Source organism: Nocardioides korecus (assembly GCF_054778395.1).
Window position 1 is genome coordinate 1 of sequence record NZ_BAAGZO010000010.1, and the last position, 18,023, is coordinate 18,023.

Here is an 18,023-nt window from a genome sequence, read left to right on the forward strand (position 1 = left end):
CCTTGCGGAACAGCGAGCGGGCCAGCGCGACGGCGGCGTAGGAGCAGGACGAGGACGCCGCGCCCAGACCGCTGGCCTTGAGCAGGGTGGCGGGGCGGTCGTCGCCGAGCATCCTCGAGACGGTCTCGCGGCGCACGACGGCTTGAACTATGGCGGAGAGGGTGAAGCCGAAGATCAGGGACCAGGCGATCTGCCAGGTCATCGAGCCGGTCGTCTTCAGGGCATCGATGAGAAACACGTGGGGTCTCCTTCAGAAGATGTCGAGGGGGCTGGGGTCGGTCCGGGTGTATGCGGACGCGCGTGTACCCGGGTGGTTGCCTGCGGCTGGCACGGTCTGGTCATCACCAATGCGTGGAGATCGCGGGCCGGGGCGGACGGCCCCTCAGCACCTCAGGACGGAGTACTCCGACACGACTGGTGGTCGTCGGTCGAGACCGCCCAATGCCCACACGAGCCGCGGATGCCGAGCGCGGGTGGTGGTGCCGACCAGCGACCCGGCGGTCCGGTCGAGGGCGGCCCGGACGAGCAATGCCAGGGCCAGCGACAACACAACGACGCACAGCATCGCCATCGCGTCCATGGCGCCCATCGGGGTGCCGTGGCTCATCACAGCCGACCGGCCATATGCAGCAGGCGTGGCGCGCATTGCCGAGGCCGCCCTCGTCGCATCCACATGCTTCGCGATCGAGGTTTGGGCGGGTGAGGTGGCGTCGGTCGCCGAGTTGTCGCCGCGGATCACGCCTACCACCTCAATGGCATGAACGCCTTGGAGGGACTCGACCGCGACGACGGGACGGGCCGTCATCGACCCGCCCATGGCTCCGTGGGTGCCGAGTGCGTGCATCGCGAGCAGGCCCAGCAGGACCGCGCACACCGCGACTGCGCGTCGCGTGCGGCTGCGCCGCTGGGCGCGCTGCGACCTTCGCGTCGCACGGGATGAGTGGACGCGGTGAGCACCAGTGTCATCCATGCGCACCACCCCTCCCTTCATTCCACGTTGAACCCACGCTCGCCGAGACCGGTGGCTACCGGTCGCAGCATACCCCTACGGGGTATATGCGCAAGGTGACGTGGATCTCCCGGGACCTCGAGGCGAGTATACCCCCCGGGGTGTTACTGTGTTCTCAGTCCTATACCCCCCTAGGTATCGCCCTACAGACTGAAGGAGCACCTGTGGGCCGCCAAACCCCCGAGATCACCGTCGACCAGCTCGTCGAGGTGATGACCACCGGCGCCGCCGTCATCGACGTGCGCGAGCCGGCTGAGTACGTCGAGGCCCACGTCCCCGGCGCCCGGCCGGTCCCGATGAGCCAGCTGGCCAACCGCCTGGGCGAGCTCGACAAGTCCGCGCCCGTCTACGTCGTGTGCGCCTCGGGCAACCGCAGCGCCGCCATGACCGACCTGCTGATCGCCTCCGGGTTCGAGGCCTACTCCGTGGCCGGCGGCACCTCGGGCTGGATCCGCTCGGGCCGCGACGTCGTCACCGGCTCGCAGCCCAGCTGACCCCAGCCCTCACCCATCAGCCAGCTCACGACCACCGACACCGCTTCTCGGAGGACACCATGACCAGCACCAGCAAGCCCCGCACCGACCTGACGATCGTCCCGATCGAGACCCCCACCCTGGGCGACCGCTCCTACCTGGTCCACGACGGCCAGGTCGCCTTCGTCGTCGACCCCCAGCGTGACATCGACCGCGTCCTGGCCCTCCTGGACGAGCACGGGGTGAGCCTGACCCACGTCTTCGAGACCCACATCCACAACGACTACGTCACCGGTGGCCTCGCGCTCGCCCAGCACACCGGGGCGGCGTACCTGGTCAACGGAGCCGACGAGGTCTCCTTCGACCGCACCCCGATTAGCGACGAGGAGGTCGTCGAGGTCGGCGGCCGGATGCGCGTCACCGCGCTGGCGACCCCGGGCCACACCTTCACCCACCTGTCCTACGAGCTCGCCGACACCCAGAGCGGGGCGAGCATCGGGGTTTTCACCGGCGGCTCGCTGCTGTTCGGTGCGACCGGCCGACCCGACCTGCTGGGCCACGAGCACACCGACGAGCTGGTCCGCGCCCAGCACGCCTCGGCCCACCGCCTGGCCGCGACGTTGCCCGATGCCGCCGAGGTGTTCCCCACCCACGGTTTCGGCTCCTTCTGCTCCGCCACCCAGTCCGAGGCCACGTCCTCGACCATCGGCCAGGAGAAGACCGCCAACCCCGTGCTCACCTCGGACGAGGAGACCTACGTCCGCGAGCTCCTCGCCGGTCTCTCGGCGTACCCCGCCTACTACGCCCACATGGCCCCGGCCAACGCTGCCGGTCCGTCCGAGCCCGACCTGTCCGCACCCGCCCAGGCCGACCCGGCCGAGGTGCGCGCCCGGATCGAGGCAGGGGAGTGGGTCGTCGACCTGCGCAATCGCACCGTCTTCGCCGCCGGCCACGTCCCTGGGTCGCTGAACTTCGGCATCGACGGCGGGTTCGCCACCTACCTCGGCTGGCTCCTCGCGTGGGGCACCCCGATCACCCTGCTCGGTGAGACCCCAGAAGACGTCGCCACCGCCCAGCGCGAGCTGGTCCGCATCGGCATTGACCGCCCCGCCGCAGCCGCGACCGGCAGCCCCACCGACTGGGTCGCCGGCACCGGGGTCGAGCTCGGCGCATTCGATACCGCGACGTTCGCCGACCTCGCCCAGGTCCGCCACCACCGTGAGGTGACCATCTTGGACGTGCGTCGCGCCGACGAGCACGACACCGCTCGCATCGAGGGCGCTGTCAACATCCCGCTGCACGAACTGCCCAAGCGGCTGGGCGACGTGCCCGCCGGTGAGGTGTGGGTCCACTGCGCCGGCGGCTACCGCGCCTCGGTCGCCGCCTCGTTCCTCGCCGCGGCCAAACGGTCGTTGGTCGCGATCGACGACTCCTTCGCCAACGCCGAGCAGGTCGGCCTGCACCTGGTCGGCACCGACGCCTCCTCCGCGGCGTGAGCCTGGGGCTGCTGGCCGTCGCCGTCATCGCCGGGCTCCTCATCGGGCTCAGCCTGGGGGCCCTCGGTGGCGGCGGGTCGGTCCTCGCCGTCCCGGTCCTGGTCTACGCCCTCGGGCAGACTCCCGGGCAGGCCACCACCGGGTCCCTGGTCGTGGTCGGGCTGACCTCGCTCATCGGGGCCGTCACCGCCCACCGGGCCGGCAACCTGCTGCTGGGCCGCGGCGTTGCCTTCGGTGTCGTGGCGATCGCCGGCGCAGCCGTCGGAGCCAAGGCCTCAGGACTCGTCCCCGGTCCGGTGCTCATGGCTGCGTTCGCGGCCCTGCTCGTGGTGGTGGCCGCCGTCATGCTGACCCGCCAGCTCAAGGCCCGTCGGGCCCGAGGCCGCGGCGAGGAGCCTCGCAAGGGCGGTCAGGTCGACGACCCGATCATCACCTTCAGCCCCCACTTCGCCTGCGCGTGCCCCCGGGCGCTCAAGGTGCTCATCACCGCGACCATGGTCGGCCTGCTGACCGGATTCCTCGGCGTCGGCGGCGGGTTCCTCGTCGTCCCGGCGCTGGTCTTGGCCCTCGGCCTGCCGATGGAACTGGCTGCTGGCACCTCGCTGGTCGTCATCTCCATCACCTCTGCGGCCGCGCTTGTCGTGCGCGCCGGCACCGCCGTCCACCCCGACTGGACCCTCGTCGGACTCCTCACGGTCGCCGCCGTCATCGGCGGCTGGCTCGGAGCCCGCATCGCTGCCCGCGTCGAGACCGACCGCCTCCAGTCCGCGTTCACCCTGCTGCTCATCGCAGTCGCGGCATACACAGTCGCCCAGGCGGTTCCCGCACTTCACTAGCCACGGCTGTGCGATCCAGCGGCTCGCAGACACGGTGGCCCGGGTGCCACGCCGTAGACCCGGTCCAGCCGACGCCGACAACTGGTCGTCCGGTGCCGGTGTGAGACGAGACTTCGACGGGTGGTCGACTGACCCAGGGGTCGGTTCAGGCCTCGATCAGGCGTCGGTGGAGTAGGGGCAGTCCCGGCCCGGAGAGTTCCTCGAGGGCCTCGTGGCGCCCGGCCAGGGCCATCAGGAGTGCCTCGCCCGGTCCGGTGAGATCGGGGCCGGTCCCGACGGCGAAGTCGCAGTCGGTGGCCTGCACCCGAAGTCCGCGGCGGTGCTTGCGGGACGGCAGGGTCGGTGCCTTCAGCGAGAACTCGAGCACTGCGACGAGGCGCTCGGCGGGGATGCTCCGAGGCAGGTGCAACGCACGCCGGATGTCCTGGTGATGGATGGTGCCGTCGGTCAGGGCGATGCGACCGCCCAGGGCTGAGGTGAGCCCACGCGGGTGCTGGTGGCGCTCGTACAGGTCGATCACCTCCGCAGGAGTCAGCCCGGCACATGTGCGAAGCGCGACGTCGTTGACCTTGTCGGGCTGCAGGCCGCCGCGCAGGAACAACAAGGCCAGGGCTGGGAGTGACAGCTCCTCGTAGCTGACCACGTGCACGGCCACGTGACGCACGCTCCACCCATCGCAAAGGGACGGCGCTGACCATTGCTCGACAGTCAGGGTGCGCAGGAGGCCCAGCAGCTCACCCCGTTCCTGCCGCGCCATCCTCATCATGTCGCTCGAGCCCATGGGCCTCGGCCTCCTCGACATCCGGGATCGTGGTCAATGGCCCGCGATCAGCTCCCGTCACCGACCTGGCATGACCTGGTCGGCCGTGCCACCGTGCCTCGTGAGGCCGTCTCGAGTCCAGCACGACCTGTCGAACGAGGTCCAGTGAACGCGTCACGGGGCAAGGACGGACCAACTACGGACCAAGACCCGGTAGGACAGACAGGACGGACCGCGATGGAGGGGACGGCGCGAGCGTGGTGGAACCCGTCGAGCGCGCAAGGGCTCAGGCCCGCCGACCTGGGGGTCAAGAGCTTCTCGTGCTGGGCGATCTGGCACTGTCACCAGTTCGTCAGCAGGCCCCGGTGGTGGTCAGGCGACGTGACCAACGCGGTCCCGTTGACTACGTCGCCCTGTGGGGTCGGCGAGGCGAGGCGAGGCGAGCGCGGGCGATAGTCGAGGTTCTGCAATACGAGTCGCGTGTGGGTGCGCTCACCGACCACCATGGAGATCCCCGGCGGTCAGAGGCCCGCTCAAACCGAGCGAGCCCTTGAGCCATCCGGGGTCTTGCGGCAACAGCGTGTGGGCGTCCCACAAAAGGAACCTCACGCCGTAGTCCCAGTACATGCGGATGACCGACCCGCACACGTTGTAGTCCGCTAGCACTGGCTAGCTTGCCCGTTCCAGTGCGACGGTCCACAAGGCCCATGCGCCGGTTGCGACCACCAGCAGGCACGCCAGGAAGGCCGGCAGTGCGATGAACGGCCCTTGGGCGTTGGAGTCCGCTGCGAACGCCAGGAGGACCACGGCGGCCCCCACGGCCACAACGGCGTCACGTCGACGGCCGAGGACAGCCGCAGCGGCGGCACAGATTAGGCCAGCGAAGCTGGCCAGGACCCACCTGTTGCTGGCCCAGCCGTCGCTTTCGTACATCGCGGGGGCCGGCACGAATAGCCCGACCAGCCCCGCCGCCCCCGACAGTGCGACTAGGCCTATCAGGACCTGCAGCTTGGTCAACCGCGTGTCTGCGCGGGCCGCCGCCGCGTTCTCATTCGCCGGCGTGACTCCTGCGCCCGTGGGTGTCTCCATGGCTGCACATGGTGCCAGCCGACGTGGGACCCGCATCGGACTTCCGCGCCTGAGGCGTCGACCGTCGCTCCACCGAATCCGACAGGTGGCACGGCCCTCCCGCCTGGTCGACCCGGTTGCTCACCGGCATCGGTCCACTGGAGACTCGGCGACATGGATCACGACCGACCCGGTGACAGGGCCGCGGAGCGCGCCGCCACGGCAGAACGGCTCGTCATGCTGAACGCGTTAGTGGCCGCCGCCGACAACCGGGCCGCGGTGATGGACGTCATCGGTGCCGCCGGCAGTACCGAGGACGCCGCCGGCGGCCTGAGGGCGCTCCTCGGTGTCGATGAGTACGGGGCGCAGGTGCTGCTGGACGCTCAACTGCGCCACTTCACAACCCGTGGCCGTGAACGGCTCCTCCTGATGCGCGACGAGCTCGCCGACGAGGTTGACCGGCTCGACCAACGCGACTGACCGGCGTCGGGACCCTGCCAGCGCAGGCGGTTGCTGCCTGACAACAACATGAGCCATGTCGCCCCAGAGGGCGGTCGCGAACCCTTATCCTCGCGGTCTCGGCCCTAGCTCAGGGGCCTCTCTTGGGGGGGAACCCAACTTCATGCGTCGTCACACCCGCGTCCTGACCACCCTGTCCGCGCTGGCCGCGGGCCTCTCGCTCGCCGTCGGCGTGCCCGCGGTCGCCACCGCCCAGACTTGGAACCAGGGTCTGCTGCACGGATAGGTGACATCTGATCTGCGTCGATGTGTGTCGGCGCTGGAAGGATGTGCACCATGCCGAAGGCGTTCCCCAAGGAGTTCCGCGAGGACGTGATCCGGGTCTACCGAGACTCCGATGCGTCGGTGGCCAAGGTCGCGAAGGACTTCGGTGTCTCACCGTCGTGCCTCAAACGCTGGCTCACGATCGATGACAAGAAGTCATCGAGTCCCTCGGCGGCTGGGCGGGCGGCCAACGAGTCCGATGCGTTGCGTGAGGCGAACAAGCGGATCAAGCTCCTCGAGCAAGAAGTCGAGGTGCTGCGGCGGGCCGCGGCGTATCTCTCGCAGGCGAATCTGCCGGGAAAATGATGTACCCGCTCGTCCGCGAGTTGGCCGCCGACGGGATCCCTGTCACGGTGACGTGCCGGGTGCTCGACATCGCCCGCCAGCCTTACTACCGCTGGCTGGCGCTTCCGGTCACCGACGCCGAGCTCGCTGAGGCCTACCGTGCCAACGCGCTGTTCGACGCCCACCGCGACGACCCCGAGTTCGGCTACCGATTCCTGCTCGATGAGGCACGTGATGCTGGGCAACCGATGGCCGATCGGACCGCGTGGCGGATCTGTTCGGAGAACGAGTGGTGGTCGGTGTTCGGGAAGAAGAAGCGCGGCAAGGGCAAGAAGGCCGGCCCGCCGGTCCACGACGACCTGGTCCAGCGCAGCTTCGTCGCCGACGCCTGCAACAAGCTCTGGTTGACCGACATCACCGAGCACTGGACCGCGGAAGGAAGCTGTACCTCTGCGCGATCAAGGACGTGCACTCGAACAGGATCGTGGGCTACTCCATCGACTCACGGATGAAGTCCCGGCTGGCGGTCGCGGCCATACACAACGCCGTCGCCATGCGCAGTCGAGCCGGCGAGGACGTGGCCGGATGCGTGGTCCATTCAGACCGCGGATCGCAGTTCCGCTCACGCAAGGCCCAACGAGCGTTGAACCGGCATCAGCTCGTCGGATCAATGGGCAGAGTCGGTGCCGCGGGCGACAACGCGGCAATGGAATCGTTCTTCAGCCTGCTGCAGAAGAACGTCCTTGACCGGCAAGTCTGGGCCACCCGGGAAGAGCTCCGTATGGCCATCGTGACCTGGATCGAAAGACCTACCACCGACGTCGTCGGCAGGACTCACTCGGACGATTGACCCCCGTCGAGTTCGAGACAATCATGACCAAGCTGGCCGTCCAGGCCGCCTAAAAACCTGTCACCTGTCCGTGCAGCAGACCCGGTCGCGGTGGATGCGGGCGAGGACGGCCTTGTCGGTGCGGCCGAGCTGGCGGGCTCATCGCCTCGGGCGCCACGACCGACCTCAAGAACGGGGCCGAAGTCACCGCCACGGTGAGCAGGAGTAGGGACTCCGCTACCGCGAACACGAGGGTGACGCGGGTGGGCGCACCTCGCAGCTTGGCCAGTGCGACCTCGGGCCCTCGCGCCTCGGCGCTGCTGGATGGGTCGCCGCCGAGGTCGGGGCGAGAGTGCTCGCCGTATCGGGCCGCGCTATCGTCGGAGGCGCCAAGACGCGGGAGCTCGACGGGATCGGGCTGAGAGGGCGACGTAGCAGGTCGCCGACCGCTTGAACCTGAGCCGGGTAATGCCGGCGGAGGAAGCAGAGGCCGATGAGCGATGTACGCACCCGTCCAGACCACCCACCTTTTGAGGGACCTGGTCCTCGCCCGTCGCTTCCTTCCGGGGCGGTCGAGGTTCCGCACACCCTGACCCAGGACGCTCCCCGGACGTTGGGTACCTGGGACCAGCTGGGCCTGTGGGGCAACCTCGGGGTCAGCTTGCTGGGGTTCACCGGGGCGGTGGCGGTACTGCAGCCGGGCGGTCCGGGCACTGCGAGGCTTTCCTTTGTCGCTGCTCTGGTCGCCGTGGTGGTCGGCACCGCCCTGGGGGCCGCCGCGATCGCGTCTACCGCGGTGCTTGGCGCCCGCACCGGTGCCCCCTCCATGGTGCTGCTGCGAGGCGTCTTCGGCGCCCGGGCGTCGTTCGTGCCGACGGTGCTCAACGTGGTGCAGATGGTGGGCTGGGGCACCTTCGAGATCGTCACCATCGCCACCGCCCTGGGCCAGGTGGTGCCGGGTGTGCCGCGGTGGGGGTGTGTGCTGCTGATCGGGGTGTCGACCACGGTCTTGGCGACTCGTCCGCTTGGTTCGGTGCGGCTGCTTCGACGCTACGTGACGGTGGGTGTGGTCGTGGCGTTGTCGTACTTGATGGGTCAGCTGCTCGCGCACCCGGTGCATGCTGGCGGTGGCGGGTGGGGCGGGCTGAGCCTCGGTATCGATACCACCTTGGCTGTGGCCGTGTCGTGGGTGCCGATGGCTGCGGATTACTCGCGTCACTCGCGCACGCCGCGTGCGGCGGCGACCGGGGCGTTCGTGGGTTACACGGTGATGCAGGTGGCCTGTTATGGCCTGGGGCTGGTGGCGGTGGTCAGTGTCCTGACGCGCGGTGGTGATGTCTTCGCGACCTTCCTGGCCGTGCCGCTGGGTGTGCTGGCGTTCGTGGTGGTGACGGTCCGTGAGCTCGACCAGTCCTTCGCGAACGTCTACTCCACGACGGTCTCCACCCAGAACCTCCGCCCGCGCTGGGACCGGCGTGCGATCTCGGTCGTTGTCGGGGCGCTGACCACGGTGCTCGCCCTGGTCGTGAACATCTACGACTACGCGAGCTTCTTGTCGTTGATTGGGTCGGTGTTCGTGCCGTTGTTCGCGGTGCTTGTGGCTGACCGGGTGTGCCTGCGCGGTCGACCGTGGGACCTTTCAGAGAGCGCCCCCACGCGGTGGGTGATGTTGTTGCCTTGGCTGGCAGGATTCGTGGTCTACCAGGTCCTCAACCCCGGCCAGGTGCAGCTGTGGGCGCACTGGTGGAACGCGTTGGCTGGCTGGGTCGGGTTCTCACCGCAGGTGTGGATGAGCGCGTCACTGAGCTCGTTTGTTGTTGCTGCTGTGGTCACGGCTCTGGTCCACGCGGGCCTGCGGTTGGCCCGGCGCCGGTGAGTCTGGTGACCGGCCCCCTTGACCCAGCTGACCGGGACGGATGGTCGGGGCAGCTGTGGACTGCGATGAAGCCCGCGTACGCCGCCGTGTTCGAGCACCCGTTCCTGACGGGCTTGGTCGACGGGTCGCTGCCGACTGGGTGCTTCACCTACTACGTGGCCCAGGACGCGCACTACCTCCGTGACTACGGTCGGGCGCTGGCCGCGCTTGCGGGCCGGGCCCCGTCGGGACTCGACGCGGCGATGTTGGCGCGCCACGCCGTCGGCACCGCCGAGGTCGAGCTGAGCCTGCACCAGGGTCTGCTGGCCGAGGTGGGCCTCGACGCTGCGGCGCTGGCCGCGATGCCCGTCGGACCGACGACCCACGCCTACACCCGGCACCTGCTCGGCGCCGTCCATGGTGGTTCGTTCGCTGAGGGCCTGGCCGCGGTGGTGCCGTGCTACTGGATCTATGCCCGGGTTGGCCAGGCCCTGGTTGGGCGCGGGTCCAGCGAGCCCCGCTATCAGCGGTGGATTGAGACCTACGCCGGCGAGGAGTTCGCCGGTGTGGTCGTTGAGGTGCTCGACCTGGTGGACCGCATCGGGACCGGCCTCACGCACGACCAGAGGGCCGCGGCCCACGTCGAGGCGGAGCGTAGTGCCCGCTATGAGTGGATGTTCTGGGATGCCGCACTGCGGCAGGAGAGGTGGCCGGTGTGACGAACGTGGAGACCGTCGTGGAGGTGCTCCAGCGGCTGCGTGAGCGTGCGCCGCTGGTGCACTGCATGACCAACGTGGTGGTGACCAACGTGACGGCCAACGGCCTGCTCGCAGTCGGGGCGTCACCGGCGATGGTGGAGAACGCCGAGGAGTCGGCCGACTTCGCGCGCATTGCCGATGGGCTGTTGGTCAACCTGGGCACGTTGTCGCGCGAACGGGCCGAGGCCATGCCGCTGGCCGCGGCCGCCGCCCGGGAGTCCGGGACCCCTTGGGTGCTCGACCCCGTCGCCGTGGGGGCGCTGGCATTCCGCACGACGCTGGCCGCCGCGTTGCTCGAGCACCGCCCGGCCGTGGTGCGCGGCAACGCCTCGGAGGTGCTTGCGCTCGCCGGGGCCGCGGGATCAGGGCGCGGCGTGGACAGCACGGTGTCGGCCGAGGCGGCCGTGGACGCGGCGCGCGGGCTGGCCCGGCGTACGGGCGGGGCGGTGGCGGTCAGCGGCGAGGTCGACTTCCTCACCGACGGCGACGTCGTCGTCGAGGTGCACAACGGGTCGCCGCTGCTGACCCGTGTCACCGGCGCCGGATGCCTGCTGGGTGCGCTGGTCGCCGCCTGCGCAGGTGTGGGCGCGGCCCCTCTGGAGGCCGCAGTCGCCGCGACCGGCATCCTCACCGTGGCCGCCGACGTGGCGGCCGAGTCGGCCAGCGCCCCGGGGTCCTTCGCGGTGGGGCTCATCGACGCCCTCTACACCCTGGAGGGACCAGTCCTGGTCGAGCGCATGGTGCTGCGGTGAGCGGCTGGTCCCGGGCGGCTACGACGGGCCTGCTCGACCTGTACCTGGTCACCGACTCGACCTCGTGCGGCGATCGCGGGGTCGCTGAGACCGTGCGCCTGGCGGTGCGTGGGGGTGTGACCCTGGTGCAGGTTCGTGAGCCCGGCCTGAACACGCGTGATCTCTGCGCCCTGACACGCGAGGTGCAGGAGGTTTTAGCCGGGACCGGTGTGCCGCTCGTGGTCAACGACCGGGTCGATGTCGCGTTCGCAGTCGGGGCCGACGGAGTACACCTCGGCCAGGGCGACCTCCCGCCCGACGTGGCCCGACGGCTGCTGGGATCCCAGGCGCTGATCGGTCTGTCGGTCTCCACCACCACCCAGGTGGCGCAGGCAGAGGCGCTCAACTCCCAGGGCCCGGTGGTCGACTACCTGGGCCTCGGACCGGTGTGGGCGACCCCCACCAAGCCCGAGGCAGCCGACCCTCTGGGCGTGGACCTGGCCGGGGCGCTGGCGGCGTCGACCGACCTGCCGTGCGTAGCGATCGGCGGGATCAAGTCGGCCAACGCCGCGGCGGTGCGCGCCACGGGGGTGGCCGGACTGGCCGTGGTCTCAGCGGTGTGCGCGGCGACGGACCCGACGGCCGCGGCTTCCGCTCTGCGCTCGGGGGCCGCCCGATGACCCGACCACCCGTCGTCTTGAGCATCGCAGGGACCGACCCCAGCGGGGGAGCGGGGATCTCCGCAGACCTCAAGACCTTCTCCGCGCTCGGGGCCTTCGGGACCGCGGTGATCACCGCCGTGGTCGCCCAGAGCACCCAGGGGGTCGCGGCGGTTCACCAGCTCTCGGGCAAGGACGTGCGCCGCCAGCTCGACGTGCTGCTCGACGACGTCGACGTCGACGCCGTCAAGATCGGCATGCTCGGCACGGCCGACGTGACACGCGCCGTCGCCGAGGTGCTGCGCGAGCGTCGACCGGCGTATGTCGTCTTGGACCCGGTCATGGTGGCCACCAGCGGTGACCGTCTGCTCGCGGCGGACGCCGTCGCTGCGCTGCGCGAGGAGCTGCTGCCGGAGTGTCATCTGGTGACCCCCAACCTGCCCGAGGCCGCCGACCTCCTCGGTGAGATCGAGGCAGGCGACGAGGCAGAGATGGCCGGGCAGCTCGAACGGCTCGCTGCCTTGGGTCCTGGGGTGCTACTCAAGGGTGGGCACCTTGCGGGAGAGCACAGTGTCGATTTGCTGCAGGTCGACGGTGCCCGTCACCGCCTGGTCGCCGACCGGGTAGCGACGCGCAACACCCACGGCACCGGCTGCACACTCTCCTCCGCGGTGGCCGCCCTGCGCCCCAGAGCCGGGTCGTGGGAGGACGCCGTACGGGGCGCCAAGGACTACCTCACGGCCGCGCTTCGAGCCGCGGACGGCCTCCAGGTCGGGCATGGCCACGGGCCGGTGCACCACTTCCACGCCTGGTGGGCCTGAGACTGCCCGATCCCTGAGACTGCCCGATCCCTGAGACTGCCCGATCAGCGTCACGTTCGGACCGGTCGTCTGCCACGCGTCGGTGTTCCGCACACGCCGGTGACCAGTGGCGTGGTGCCTACCCGGGCTCCCGAGCAGCCCGGGTGGCAGGGTCACCCTTACGCCGTCGGCGTGGCGGTGGGTGCGCCCGCCGGGCTGGTGCTTGGGGTGTCAGTAGGGGTAGGTGCGGTGTCGGCGGTGCAGTTGTCCAACGCGGTCTGGGCGGCGTGGGCTGCTTGCTTGGCGGCGTCCCACGCGGTCTTGAGCTGAGCTCGGTCAGCCTTGACCGCGGCTGCGAGGGCGGAGCGGCTGGCGTGGCGAAGCTGGTTGGCGGCGCGCTGTTCGGACTTGGCGACCGCAGCCGCAGCCTTGGCAGCAGCGTGGGCGGCGGCCGCGCCCTTGCCGTGGGTCTGTGCGGCGGTCTGTGCAGCGACCTTGGCCTGGTCGGCGGCGTGTGCGGCACGGGTGGACGCCGCCGTCTTCAGCTGCGCCGCCAGTGTCTGCATCGAGGTCTTGGTGCTACGGGTGTACGCCAGCTGGGCCGTGCGGGCCGCAGACTGGGCCGCCGTGGCAGCCTGCTGCAGGGCGTTGGCGTCACAGGTGCTCGCGCTCGTCGTGGGCGAGGGGGCGCTCGTGGATGGCGGGGTCGTGTCGGCCTGGGCAGGGGTTAACGCCAGGCCTCCGCCGAGGCCCGCGAGAACGAGAGCCGAGGTCGCAGCGAGGCGTTGGAGGGTCGTGGTGCCGGTAGATGCGTGCATGGGGCGTCCTTGATGGGTGTGGTGGGCGACTTCGACGGGCAACCGAGGGGCCTGCCCGGTAAAGAACGGATAGAACGTACATATCGTACGACTGGGTCGGCGTCGAGGGGAGGGAGATGGCAGACCGGCGCTTGCGGGGACGTGTCGCCGAGATGGTGCGGCCGAACGGAGCAGGTGACCCGCCCCACGACCAATTGACAAGTCGGCGTCACAACCTCTTTCAGGCCAGCCGTTGGGAACCGCCGGGGCGCGTTGATCTATGGCTGGTCAGGGCCATTTACTTTCTGGACTGGTGGGTCCACATTGGGTGCACTTCGCTGGGCGGCCTCGGGAGCCTGGCGCGCCTTGAGGGAGAACGACATGGTCAGGTCTCGGATCGTTGCCGCGGTGTCAGCCGCGTTTCTCGTCAGCGCGGCACTTACGACGGCCCTTCCGGCGGCCTCCGCGGCGCCCGCCAAGCTGCACCCCGCGCGTGTCTGCAAGGCCGTCGTCGCGAAGGGGGAGGCGACCTGCCACGCATTGAAACTGGTCGACGCGCAGGGCGTCGCCCCGGCCGCGAGCACTCCGCCGGCTGCAGGGCTCGACCCGGTCGAGCTGGCGAACGCCTACAAGCTCACCGGGCTTAAGTCCGGGGGTCGCACCGTGGCCATCGTCGATGCCTACGGATATACGAACCTCGAGAACGATCTGAAGGTCTACCGCAGCCAATTTGGCCTTCCGGCGTGTACCCAGGCCAGCGGGTGCTTACGGATCCTCGACCAGAACGGCCGCACGAACTTGCCGCGGATGGACGTGGGCTGGGCACAGGAGCAGGCTCTTGATGTTGACGCCGTCTCGGCCACCTGCCCCGACTGCAAGATCGTTGTCCTCCAAGCCAAGACCGCTTCCTTCGCAAACCTCGGCGCCGCCGTGGTCACCGCATCCAAGTTGCCTGGTGTGGTGGCGATCTCCAACAGCTACGGCTCCACCGGTGACGCCGCGGACTCCACCTACGGGTCCTACTACAACCACCCCGGCATCGCCGTCACTGCCTCCACGGGTGACAACGGCTACCAGGGTGGCTCCTACCCGGCGTCCTCGGCGTACACGACCGCCGTCGGCGGAACCTCGCTGGTAAGTGCGTCGAACTCGCGCGGGTGGTCAGAGACGGTGTGGAGCGGCGCCGGTTCGGGCTGTTCAACAAACAACACTGCGCTCCCCGCCGCGTCGACGTTTGACACCGGTTGTGCCAAGCGTGCGATGGCCGACGTGGCGGCGGCCTCCGACCCGGGCAACGGAGGCTTGGCGGTCTACTACCCATCGTCAGCGAACGCTTCGACGTGGGGCCAGTTTGGTGGCACCAGCGAGGCGGCGCCGATCATCGCCGCTGTCTACGCCCTATCGGGAGACACCACTGGCTACGCCAACGCGATCCCCTACGCCCACGCCAGCAGTCTCTTCGACGTCACCAGCGGAACCAACGGCACCTGCCCGACGACCCAGTGGTGCACCGCGCGTACGGGCTGGGACGGACCGACCGGACTCGGCACCCCGAACGGCACCGGCGGCTTCTAGGAGCTGTGCGCCACGCCACGCCGCACCTAGCCGGTTCGTCTCTGGGCCTGGCGATTCTCGCCCGTGACCCTGGGCGTCCACACGATCGCGCTCGGTTCTCGATGACCGCGGCTCGACCTCGCCGCCGGCGGTAGGGCTAGGTCGACCGCGGCGCCGAAGCGGTCTTCTGCCGGTCGTGTCGAGGCTCAGGCGGTGCCGGTTGCAAAAGGAGCCTGGGTAGGTGCGCCTGGGCCGGCCCAGTCCGGTAGGCAAGGCACGGCAGCACGGTGTGCGGCCCTCCGCCGGCCGGTCAGCACTCAAGTTGCAAGGTCACGTTCGTGAAGGAGCCCCGGAGCGAACAGGGGCCTGTTCAGGTCCGGTGAGGGAGCCGTACCTCTCCATGCGTTGCCAGCGCAGGGGCAGGCCGGCCAATGCAGTGAAGAGGGACTGGATGACGACGAGGTACATGAGTTGTCGGTACACGAACTGTTGGAGTGGCATGGTCCACAGGGGTGTGAGTCGCTCGTGGTCGAGCCTGAAGGCGTAGAGGCCCATGATGAATTGCAGGGCGACGAATGCCAGCCAGACGCCGATGACTCGTAACGGGTCGAGGAAGAGGAGGCCGTACAAGGCGAAGACGTCGACAGACGGTGCGAGAAGTGGCAGCAGGATCTGGAAGAGGAAGAGGTAGGTCAGGCCCCGCCGACCCAGTTTGCCTGCCTGGCCACGTTGGGTGAGCGCGCCGCGGTGCTTCCACATGGCCTGGAAGGTGCCGTAGGACCACCGGTAGCGTTGCTTCCACAGGGCACCGAGGGTGGCGGGAGCCTCGGTCCATGCGATGGCGTCCTCCTGGTAGACGACGCGCCAGCCCGCTCGGCACAGGGCCATGGTGAGGTCGGTGTCCTCGGCGAGTGTGTCGATGCTCAGGCCGCCCAGGTCCTTCAGGGCGGAGCCGCGGAACCCGCCGATGGCGCCGGGCACGGTTGGCATGCATTGGGCGATGTCGAAGAGTCGGCGGTCGAGGTTGAAGCCCAAGACGTACTCGATGTGCTGCCAGCGTCCCAGCAGTCCGCCGCGGTTGTTCACCTTGGCGTTTCCGGATACCGCGCCGACGGTTGGGTCTGAGAACGGTTGCACCAATGAGTGGACGGTGTCGGGATTGAACACGGTGTCTCCGTCGACCATCACCACGATGTCGTGGGTGGCTGCGGCGATCCCGGTGTTGAGGGCGACCGGCTTACCGCCGTTGGGTTGGCGGATCACGCGCACGTTGGCAATGGCCATGGCTTCGACGAGGTCGGCGGTGTTGTCGGTGGAACCGTCGTCGACGACGATTACCTCGACCGGGTGGGTGGCGACCACGACTGAGCGCACCGCCGCTTCGATGCCGGCGACCTCGTTGTAGGCCGGCATCACGACCGTCACCGGCTCGGTGAACGGGCGGTAGGTGGGTCGCCGGCGGGTGTGGCGACGCGCGGCCCCCATCACCAGGAGCGCACGCAACAGGGCTAGGACGCCGGCCCCGAAGAGGACGGCGTCCATGGTCGAGACGACCCATCCGCTGAACCGGATCTCAGCTGCGAGTGCGGCGCCTTCGAGGTGCTCGGAGGCTGGCGCCGCCTGCTGTAGCCCGGGGAGGCCGATGGCTTGGCTGAGGGTTTTGAATTGGTATCCCTGGGCTTGCAGGCGCGGGATGAGCCGGGCGAGGGCTGCGACTGTCTGGCTGCGGTCCCCGCCTGCATCGTGCATCAACAAAATCTGCCCTGCGCTAGTGCGCGGTGTGGAGTTCTTGATGATGCGGGCGACGCCGGGACGGGTCCAGTCCTGGCTGTCCAGGGTGGTCAGCCCGATCAGGTATCCGTCGTGGGCGGCGTTGTGGATGACGGCCAGCATGCCGTTGTCGACGGCGTCATTCTCCGAGCTGTACGGGGGTCTTAGCAAGGAGGTCTGTTGTCCTGTGATGCCGGCGACGACACGTTGCGCATTGGTGAGTTCGAGGGTCTGCCACCACGGTGGGAGCTTGCTCAGGTCGGCGTGGGTGAGGGTGTGGATTCCGATCTCGTTGCCCGCATCGACTGTGCGCCGGGCGAGGTCGGGGTTGGCGATCACCTGGGTTCCGACGACGAAGAACGTCGCCGGAACGTGGTGTGCTCTCAAGACCGCAAGAATCTTCGGTGTCCACTGTGGGTCGGGGCCGTCGTCGAACGTCAGCGCGATCACGTGCGTAGTGGGACCGGCTGTGCGGGGCCTCGCGCCGCGGTCGTCGATGACGGGTCGGCCCTGGGTGATCGAGGCGGGCACCCGGTCAGAGGGGCCGGCCGGGCGCGCGTCCCGCGATACCCCGAAGAGGTGATGGGTGTAGCCCTGCACCAGGAGTGCTAGCAGCAACGCCAGGAGCGAGACCCCGAGCAGTAGCCAATGGACCCGCGGCTTGACCTCGCGCGCCGAGGCGACCGGGTCTGGAGGTCATCACGGGTGCGAGGGCCGGTGCTGAGCCCCGGGGGCTGTGGCGCTCTTGCCCCGCGTCTTGGTGGTGGGGTGAGAGCCCGGGCTGGCCGTGTGAGCTGAGCCACGGCCTCTAGGGGAGGGCGCGACCGAGGCAGCTGTGTTCTGGGATTTCCCGTGCATCGGAGACTGCGGGGGTTCAGTGGCTGGCGCCCGGGCCATCGCGGGTTGCGGATTCGCGGGTCGTGGTGTGGCCGTGAACGTCCCGACACCACGAGGTGCCTGGGGAGGAGCAACTGCTCGGGTCCGCAGCGGGGGCCGCGAGGGCACACTGGTAACAATCGATGTGGCCGTCGATGGATGCGGCGTCTTCGCGGTGGCCGCCGGGGTGCTCGCTGGGTTCGGGTATTGCCCAGTCAGCAACTTCGGTAGGTGTCGAACAAACGGTAGACCGGGTGCGTCGATGGCGGCACCTGTGACGGCCAGGACAATGAGCAAGATGCCGTAGGCCACAGCCAGCATCGCCATGCTGACCCCAACCCTGCGGACGGCCCGGTGGCGTCGTCCACTGGGATCGACGAAGACAGCCGTCGGGGCGGGAGCGTCACCAGACATCTGCGCTCGCACCCCACTCTCCATGAGGTCACTATCCCTGAATGAGCCTGAATATTCGCCATCAAAGGGACGACTTCGATGCTCGTGACTCTTTCGAGGCAGCCTGCTGGGGTGTCGACAACCCGACCCAAACCCGGCGTGCGCACCCCAGTTGGACCAGTCCCTGGTGTCTGACAAGAGGAGGAGGAGGCCGCTCAGACCGCTCCGCGCTCAGTCGGACGGCTACATGTGGTGTGAATGAGACCTCCGGATGGGTGGCGACCGCCCGGT

At 69.2% G+C, this 18,023-nt stretch carries 17 protein-coding genes, 1 pseudogene and 1 riboswitch; of the genes and pseudogenes, 12 read left to right on the forward strand and 6 right to left on the reverse strand.

The window, feature by feature from the left end; all coding sequences use genetic code 11:
* Both ACYVDA_RS17950 and ACYVDA_RS17955 read right to left on the reverse strand, forming a co-directional pair.
* Window positions 1–238: permease (locus ACYVDA_RS17950; protein WP_460819845.1), on the reverse strand; the 238-nt coding region annotated here is incomplete at its 3' end.
* A 144-nt stretch (window positions 239–382) separates the two neighbouring features.
* Window positions 383–874 (reverse strand): hypothetical protein, encoded by a 492-nt coding sequence (locus ACYVDA_RS17955; protein ID WP_460819846.1) that lies wholly within the window; start codon window positions 872–874, stop codon window positions 383–385.
* A gap of 299 nt (window positions 875–1,173) precedes the next feature.
* On the opposite strand from ACYVDA_RS17955, the gene ACYVDA_RS17960 reads away from it, so the two are divergent.
* Genes ACYVDA_RS17960 through ACYVDA_RS17970 form a run of 3 tightly spaced genes read left to right on the forward strand, consistent with a single transcriptional unit; the run spans window position 1,174 to window position 3,814 of the window.
* Window positions 1,174–1,503: a rhodanese-like domain-containing protein gene (locus ACYVDA_RS17960; protein ID WP_460819848.1), complete on the forward strand. Its 330-nt coding sequence runs from the start codon at window positions 1,174–1,176 to the stop codon at window positions 1,501–1,503.
* A 59-nt stretch (window positions 1,504–1,562) separates the two neighbouring features.
* The gene (locus ACYVDA_RS17965) at window positions 1,563–2,978 is read left to right on the forward strand and encodes an MBL fold metallo-hydrolase (RefSeq protein WP_460819849.1); all 1,416 of its coding nucleotides are present in this window, start codon (window positions 1,563–1,565) and stop codon (window positions 2,976–2,978) included.
* Window positions 2,975–3,814 carry a sulfite exporter TauE/SafE family protein gene (locus tag ACYVDA_RS17970; protein ID WP_460819850.1) on the forward strand — a complete coding sequence of 280 codons (840 nt, stop codon included), beginning with the start codon at window positions 2,975–2,977 and terminating at the stop codon, window positions 3,812–3,814. Before ACYVDA_RS17965 ends, ACYVDA_RS17970 begins: the two co-directional genes overlap by 4 nt.
* A gap of 145 nt (window positions 3,815–3,959) precedes the next feature.
* Here the strand turns inward: ACYVDA_RS17970 and ACYVDA_RS17975 are convergent, their stop codons facing one another.
* Both ACYVDA_RS17975 and ACYVDA_RS17980 read right to left on the reverse strand, forming a co-directional pair.
* Window positions 3,960–4,595 (reverse strand): maleylpyruvate isomerase family mycothiol-dependent enzyme, encoded by a 636-nt coding sequence (locus ACYVDA_RS17975; RefSeq protein ID WP_460819851.1) that lies wholly within the window; start codon window positions 4,593–4,595, stop codon window positions 3,960–3,962.
* A gap of 648 nt (window positions 4,596–5,243) precedes the next feature.
* Window positions 5,244–5,663, reverse strand: coding sequence for a hypothetical protein (locus ACYVDA_RS17980; RefSeq protein WP_460819852.1), 420 nt, complete (start codon window positions 5,661–5,663; stop codon window positions 5,244–5,246).
* A 153-nt stretch (window positions 5,664–5,816) separates the two neighbouring features.
* Between ACYVDA_RS17980 and ACYVDA_RS17985 the strand changes: the two genes are divergently transcribed.
* The 8 genes and pseudogenes from ACYVDA_RS17985 (at window position 5,817) to thiD (ending at window position 12,363) form a co-directional block, all read left to right on the forward strand.
* A complete protein-coding gene (locus ACYVDA_RS17985) occupies window positions 5,817–6,122 on the forward strand; it encodes a hypothetical protein (RefSeq protein ID WP_460819853.1) in 306 nt (101 codons plus the stop codon).
* Between the two features lie 142 nt (window positions 6,123–6,264).
* A complete protein-coding gene (locus tag ACYVDA_RS17990) occupies window positions 6,265–6,387 on the forward strand; it encodes a hypothetical protein (RefSeq protein ID WP_460819854.1) in 123 nt (40 codons plus the stop codon).
* Between the two features lie 50 nt (window positions 6,388–6,437).
* Window positions 6,438–7,613 (forward strand): annotated as a pseudogene (locus ACYVDA_RS17995) (IS3 family transposase).
* 321 nt (window positions 7,614–7,934) lie between these two features.
* Window positions 7,935–8,023: riboswitch (TPP riboswitch) on the forward strand.
* A gap of 129 nt (window positions 8,024–8,152) precedes the next feature.
* The gene (locus tag ACYVDA_RS18000) at window positions 8,153–9,415 is read left to right on the forward strand and encodes a purine-cytosine permease family protein (protein ID WP_460819855.1); all 1,263 of its coding nucleotides are present in this window, start codon (window positions 8,153–8,155) and stop codon (window positions 9,413–9,415) included.
* A gap of 65 nt (window positions 9,416–9,480) precedes the next feature.
* On the forward strand, window positions 9,481–10,113 hold the full coding sequence (gene tenA, locus ACYVDA_RS18005) for a thiaminase II (RefSeq protein WP_460819976.1): 633 nt from the start codon (window positions 9,481–9,483) through the stop codon (window positions 10,111–10,113).
* Entirely contained in the window at window positions 10,110–10,904 is a 795-nt protein-coding gene (gene thiM / locus ACYVDA_RS18010) for a hydroxyethylthiazole kinase (RefSeq protein ID WP_460819856.1), read from the forward strand. Before tenA ends, thiM begins: the two co-directional genes overlap by 4 nt.
* A complete protein-coding gene (thiE, locus tag ACYVDA_RS18015) occupies window positions 10,901–11,563 on the forward strand; it encodes a thiamine phosphate synthase (RefSeq protein ID WP_460819857.1) in 663 nt (220 codons plus the stop codon). Before thiM ends, thiE begins: the two co-directional genes overlap by 4 nt.
* Complete coding sequence (thiD, locus tag ACYVDA_RS18020) at window positions 11,560–12,363, forward strand: bifunctional hydroxymethylpyrimidine kinase/phosphomethylpyrimidine kinase (protein ID WP_460819858.1); 804 nt, start codon at window positions 11,560–11,562, stop codon at window positions 12,361–12,363. The genes thiE and thiD overlap by 4 nt, the downstream gene beginning before the upstream one ends.
* 158 nt (window positions 12,364–12,521) lie before the next feature.
* Here thiD and ACYVDA_RS18025 read toward each other — a convergent pair whose 3' ends face one another.
* Entirely contained in the window at window positions 12,522–12,908 is a 387-nt protein-coding gene (locus ACYVDA_RS18025) for a hypothetical protein (protein ID WP_460819859.1), read from the reverse strand.
* A gap of 597 nt (window positions 12,909–13,505) precedes the next feature.
* On the opposite strand from ACYVDA_RS18025, the gene ACYVDA_RS18030 reads away from it, so the two are divergent.
* Window positions 13,506–14,714 (forward strand): S53 family peptidase, encoded by a 1,209-nt coding sequence (locus ACYVDA_RS18030; protein ID WP_460819860.1) that lies wholly within the window; start codon window positions 13,506–13,508, stop codon window positions 14,712–14,714.
* A gap of 309 nt (window positions 14,715–15,023) precedes the next feature.
* Here ACYVDA_RS18030 and ACYVDA_RS18035 read toward each other — a convergent pair whose 3' ends face one another.
* The gene (locus ACYVDA_RS18035) at window positions 15,024–16,913 is read right to left on the reverse strand and encodes a bifunctional polysaccharide deacetylase/glycosyltransferase family 2 protein (protein ID WP_460819861.1); all 1,890 of its coding nucleotides are present in this window, start codon (window positions 16,911–16,913) and stop codon (window positions 15,024–15,026) included.
* Window positions 16,914–18,023: the final 1,110 nt, after the last annotated feature.

Excerpts from the sequence above, each read along its gene's own strand:
- ACYVDA_RS17965 (WP_460819849.1), top strand. The coding sequence starts at position 1,563 with ATGACCAGCACCAGCAAGCCCCGCACCGACCTGACGATCGTCCCGATC.
- ACYVDA_RS17975 (WP_460819851.1), bottom strand. The coding sequence starts at position 4,595 with ATGGGCTCGAGCGACATGATGAGGATGGCGCGGCAGGAACGGGGTGAG.
- ACYVDA_RS17980 (WP_460819852.1), bottom strand. The coding sequence starts at position 5,663 with ATGGAGACACCCACGGGCGCAGGAGTCACGCCGGCGAATGAGAACGCG.
- ACYVDA_RS17985 (WP_460819853.1), top strand. The coding sequence starts at position 5,817 with ATGGATCACGACCGACCCGGTGACAGGGCCGCGGAGCGCGCCGCCACG.
- ACYVDA_RS17990 (WP_460819854.1), top strand. The coding sequence starts at position 6,265 with ATGCGTCGTCACACCCGCGTCCTGACCACCCTGTCCGCGCTGGCCGCG.
- tenA (WP_460819976.1), top strand. The coding sequence starts at position 9,481 with ATGAAGCCCGCGTACGCCGCCGTGTTCGAGCACCCGTTCCTGACGGGC.
- thiD (WP_460819858.1), top strand. The coding sequence starts at position 11,560 with ATGACCCGACCACCCGTCGTCTTGAGCATCGCAGGGACCGACCCCAGC.
- ACYVDA_RS18025 (WP_460819859.1), bottom strand. The coding sequence starts at position 12,908 with ATGCAGACACTGGCGGCGCAGCTGAAGACGGCGGCGTCCACCCGTGCC.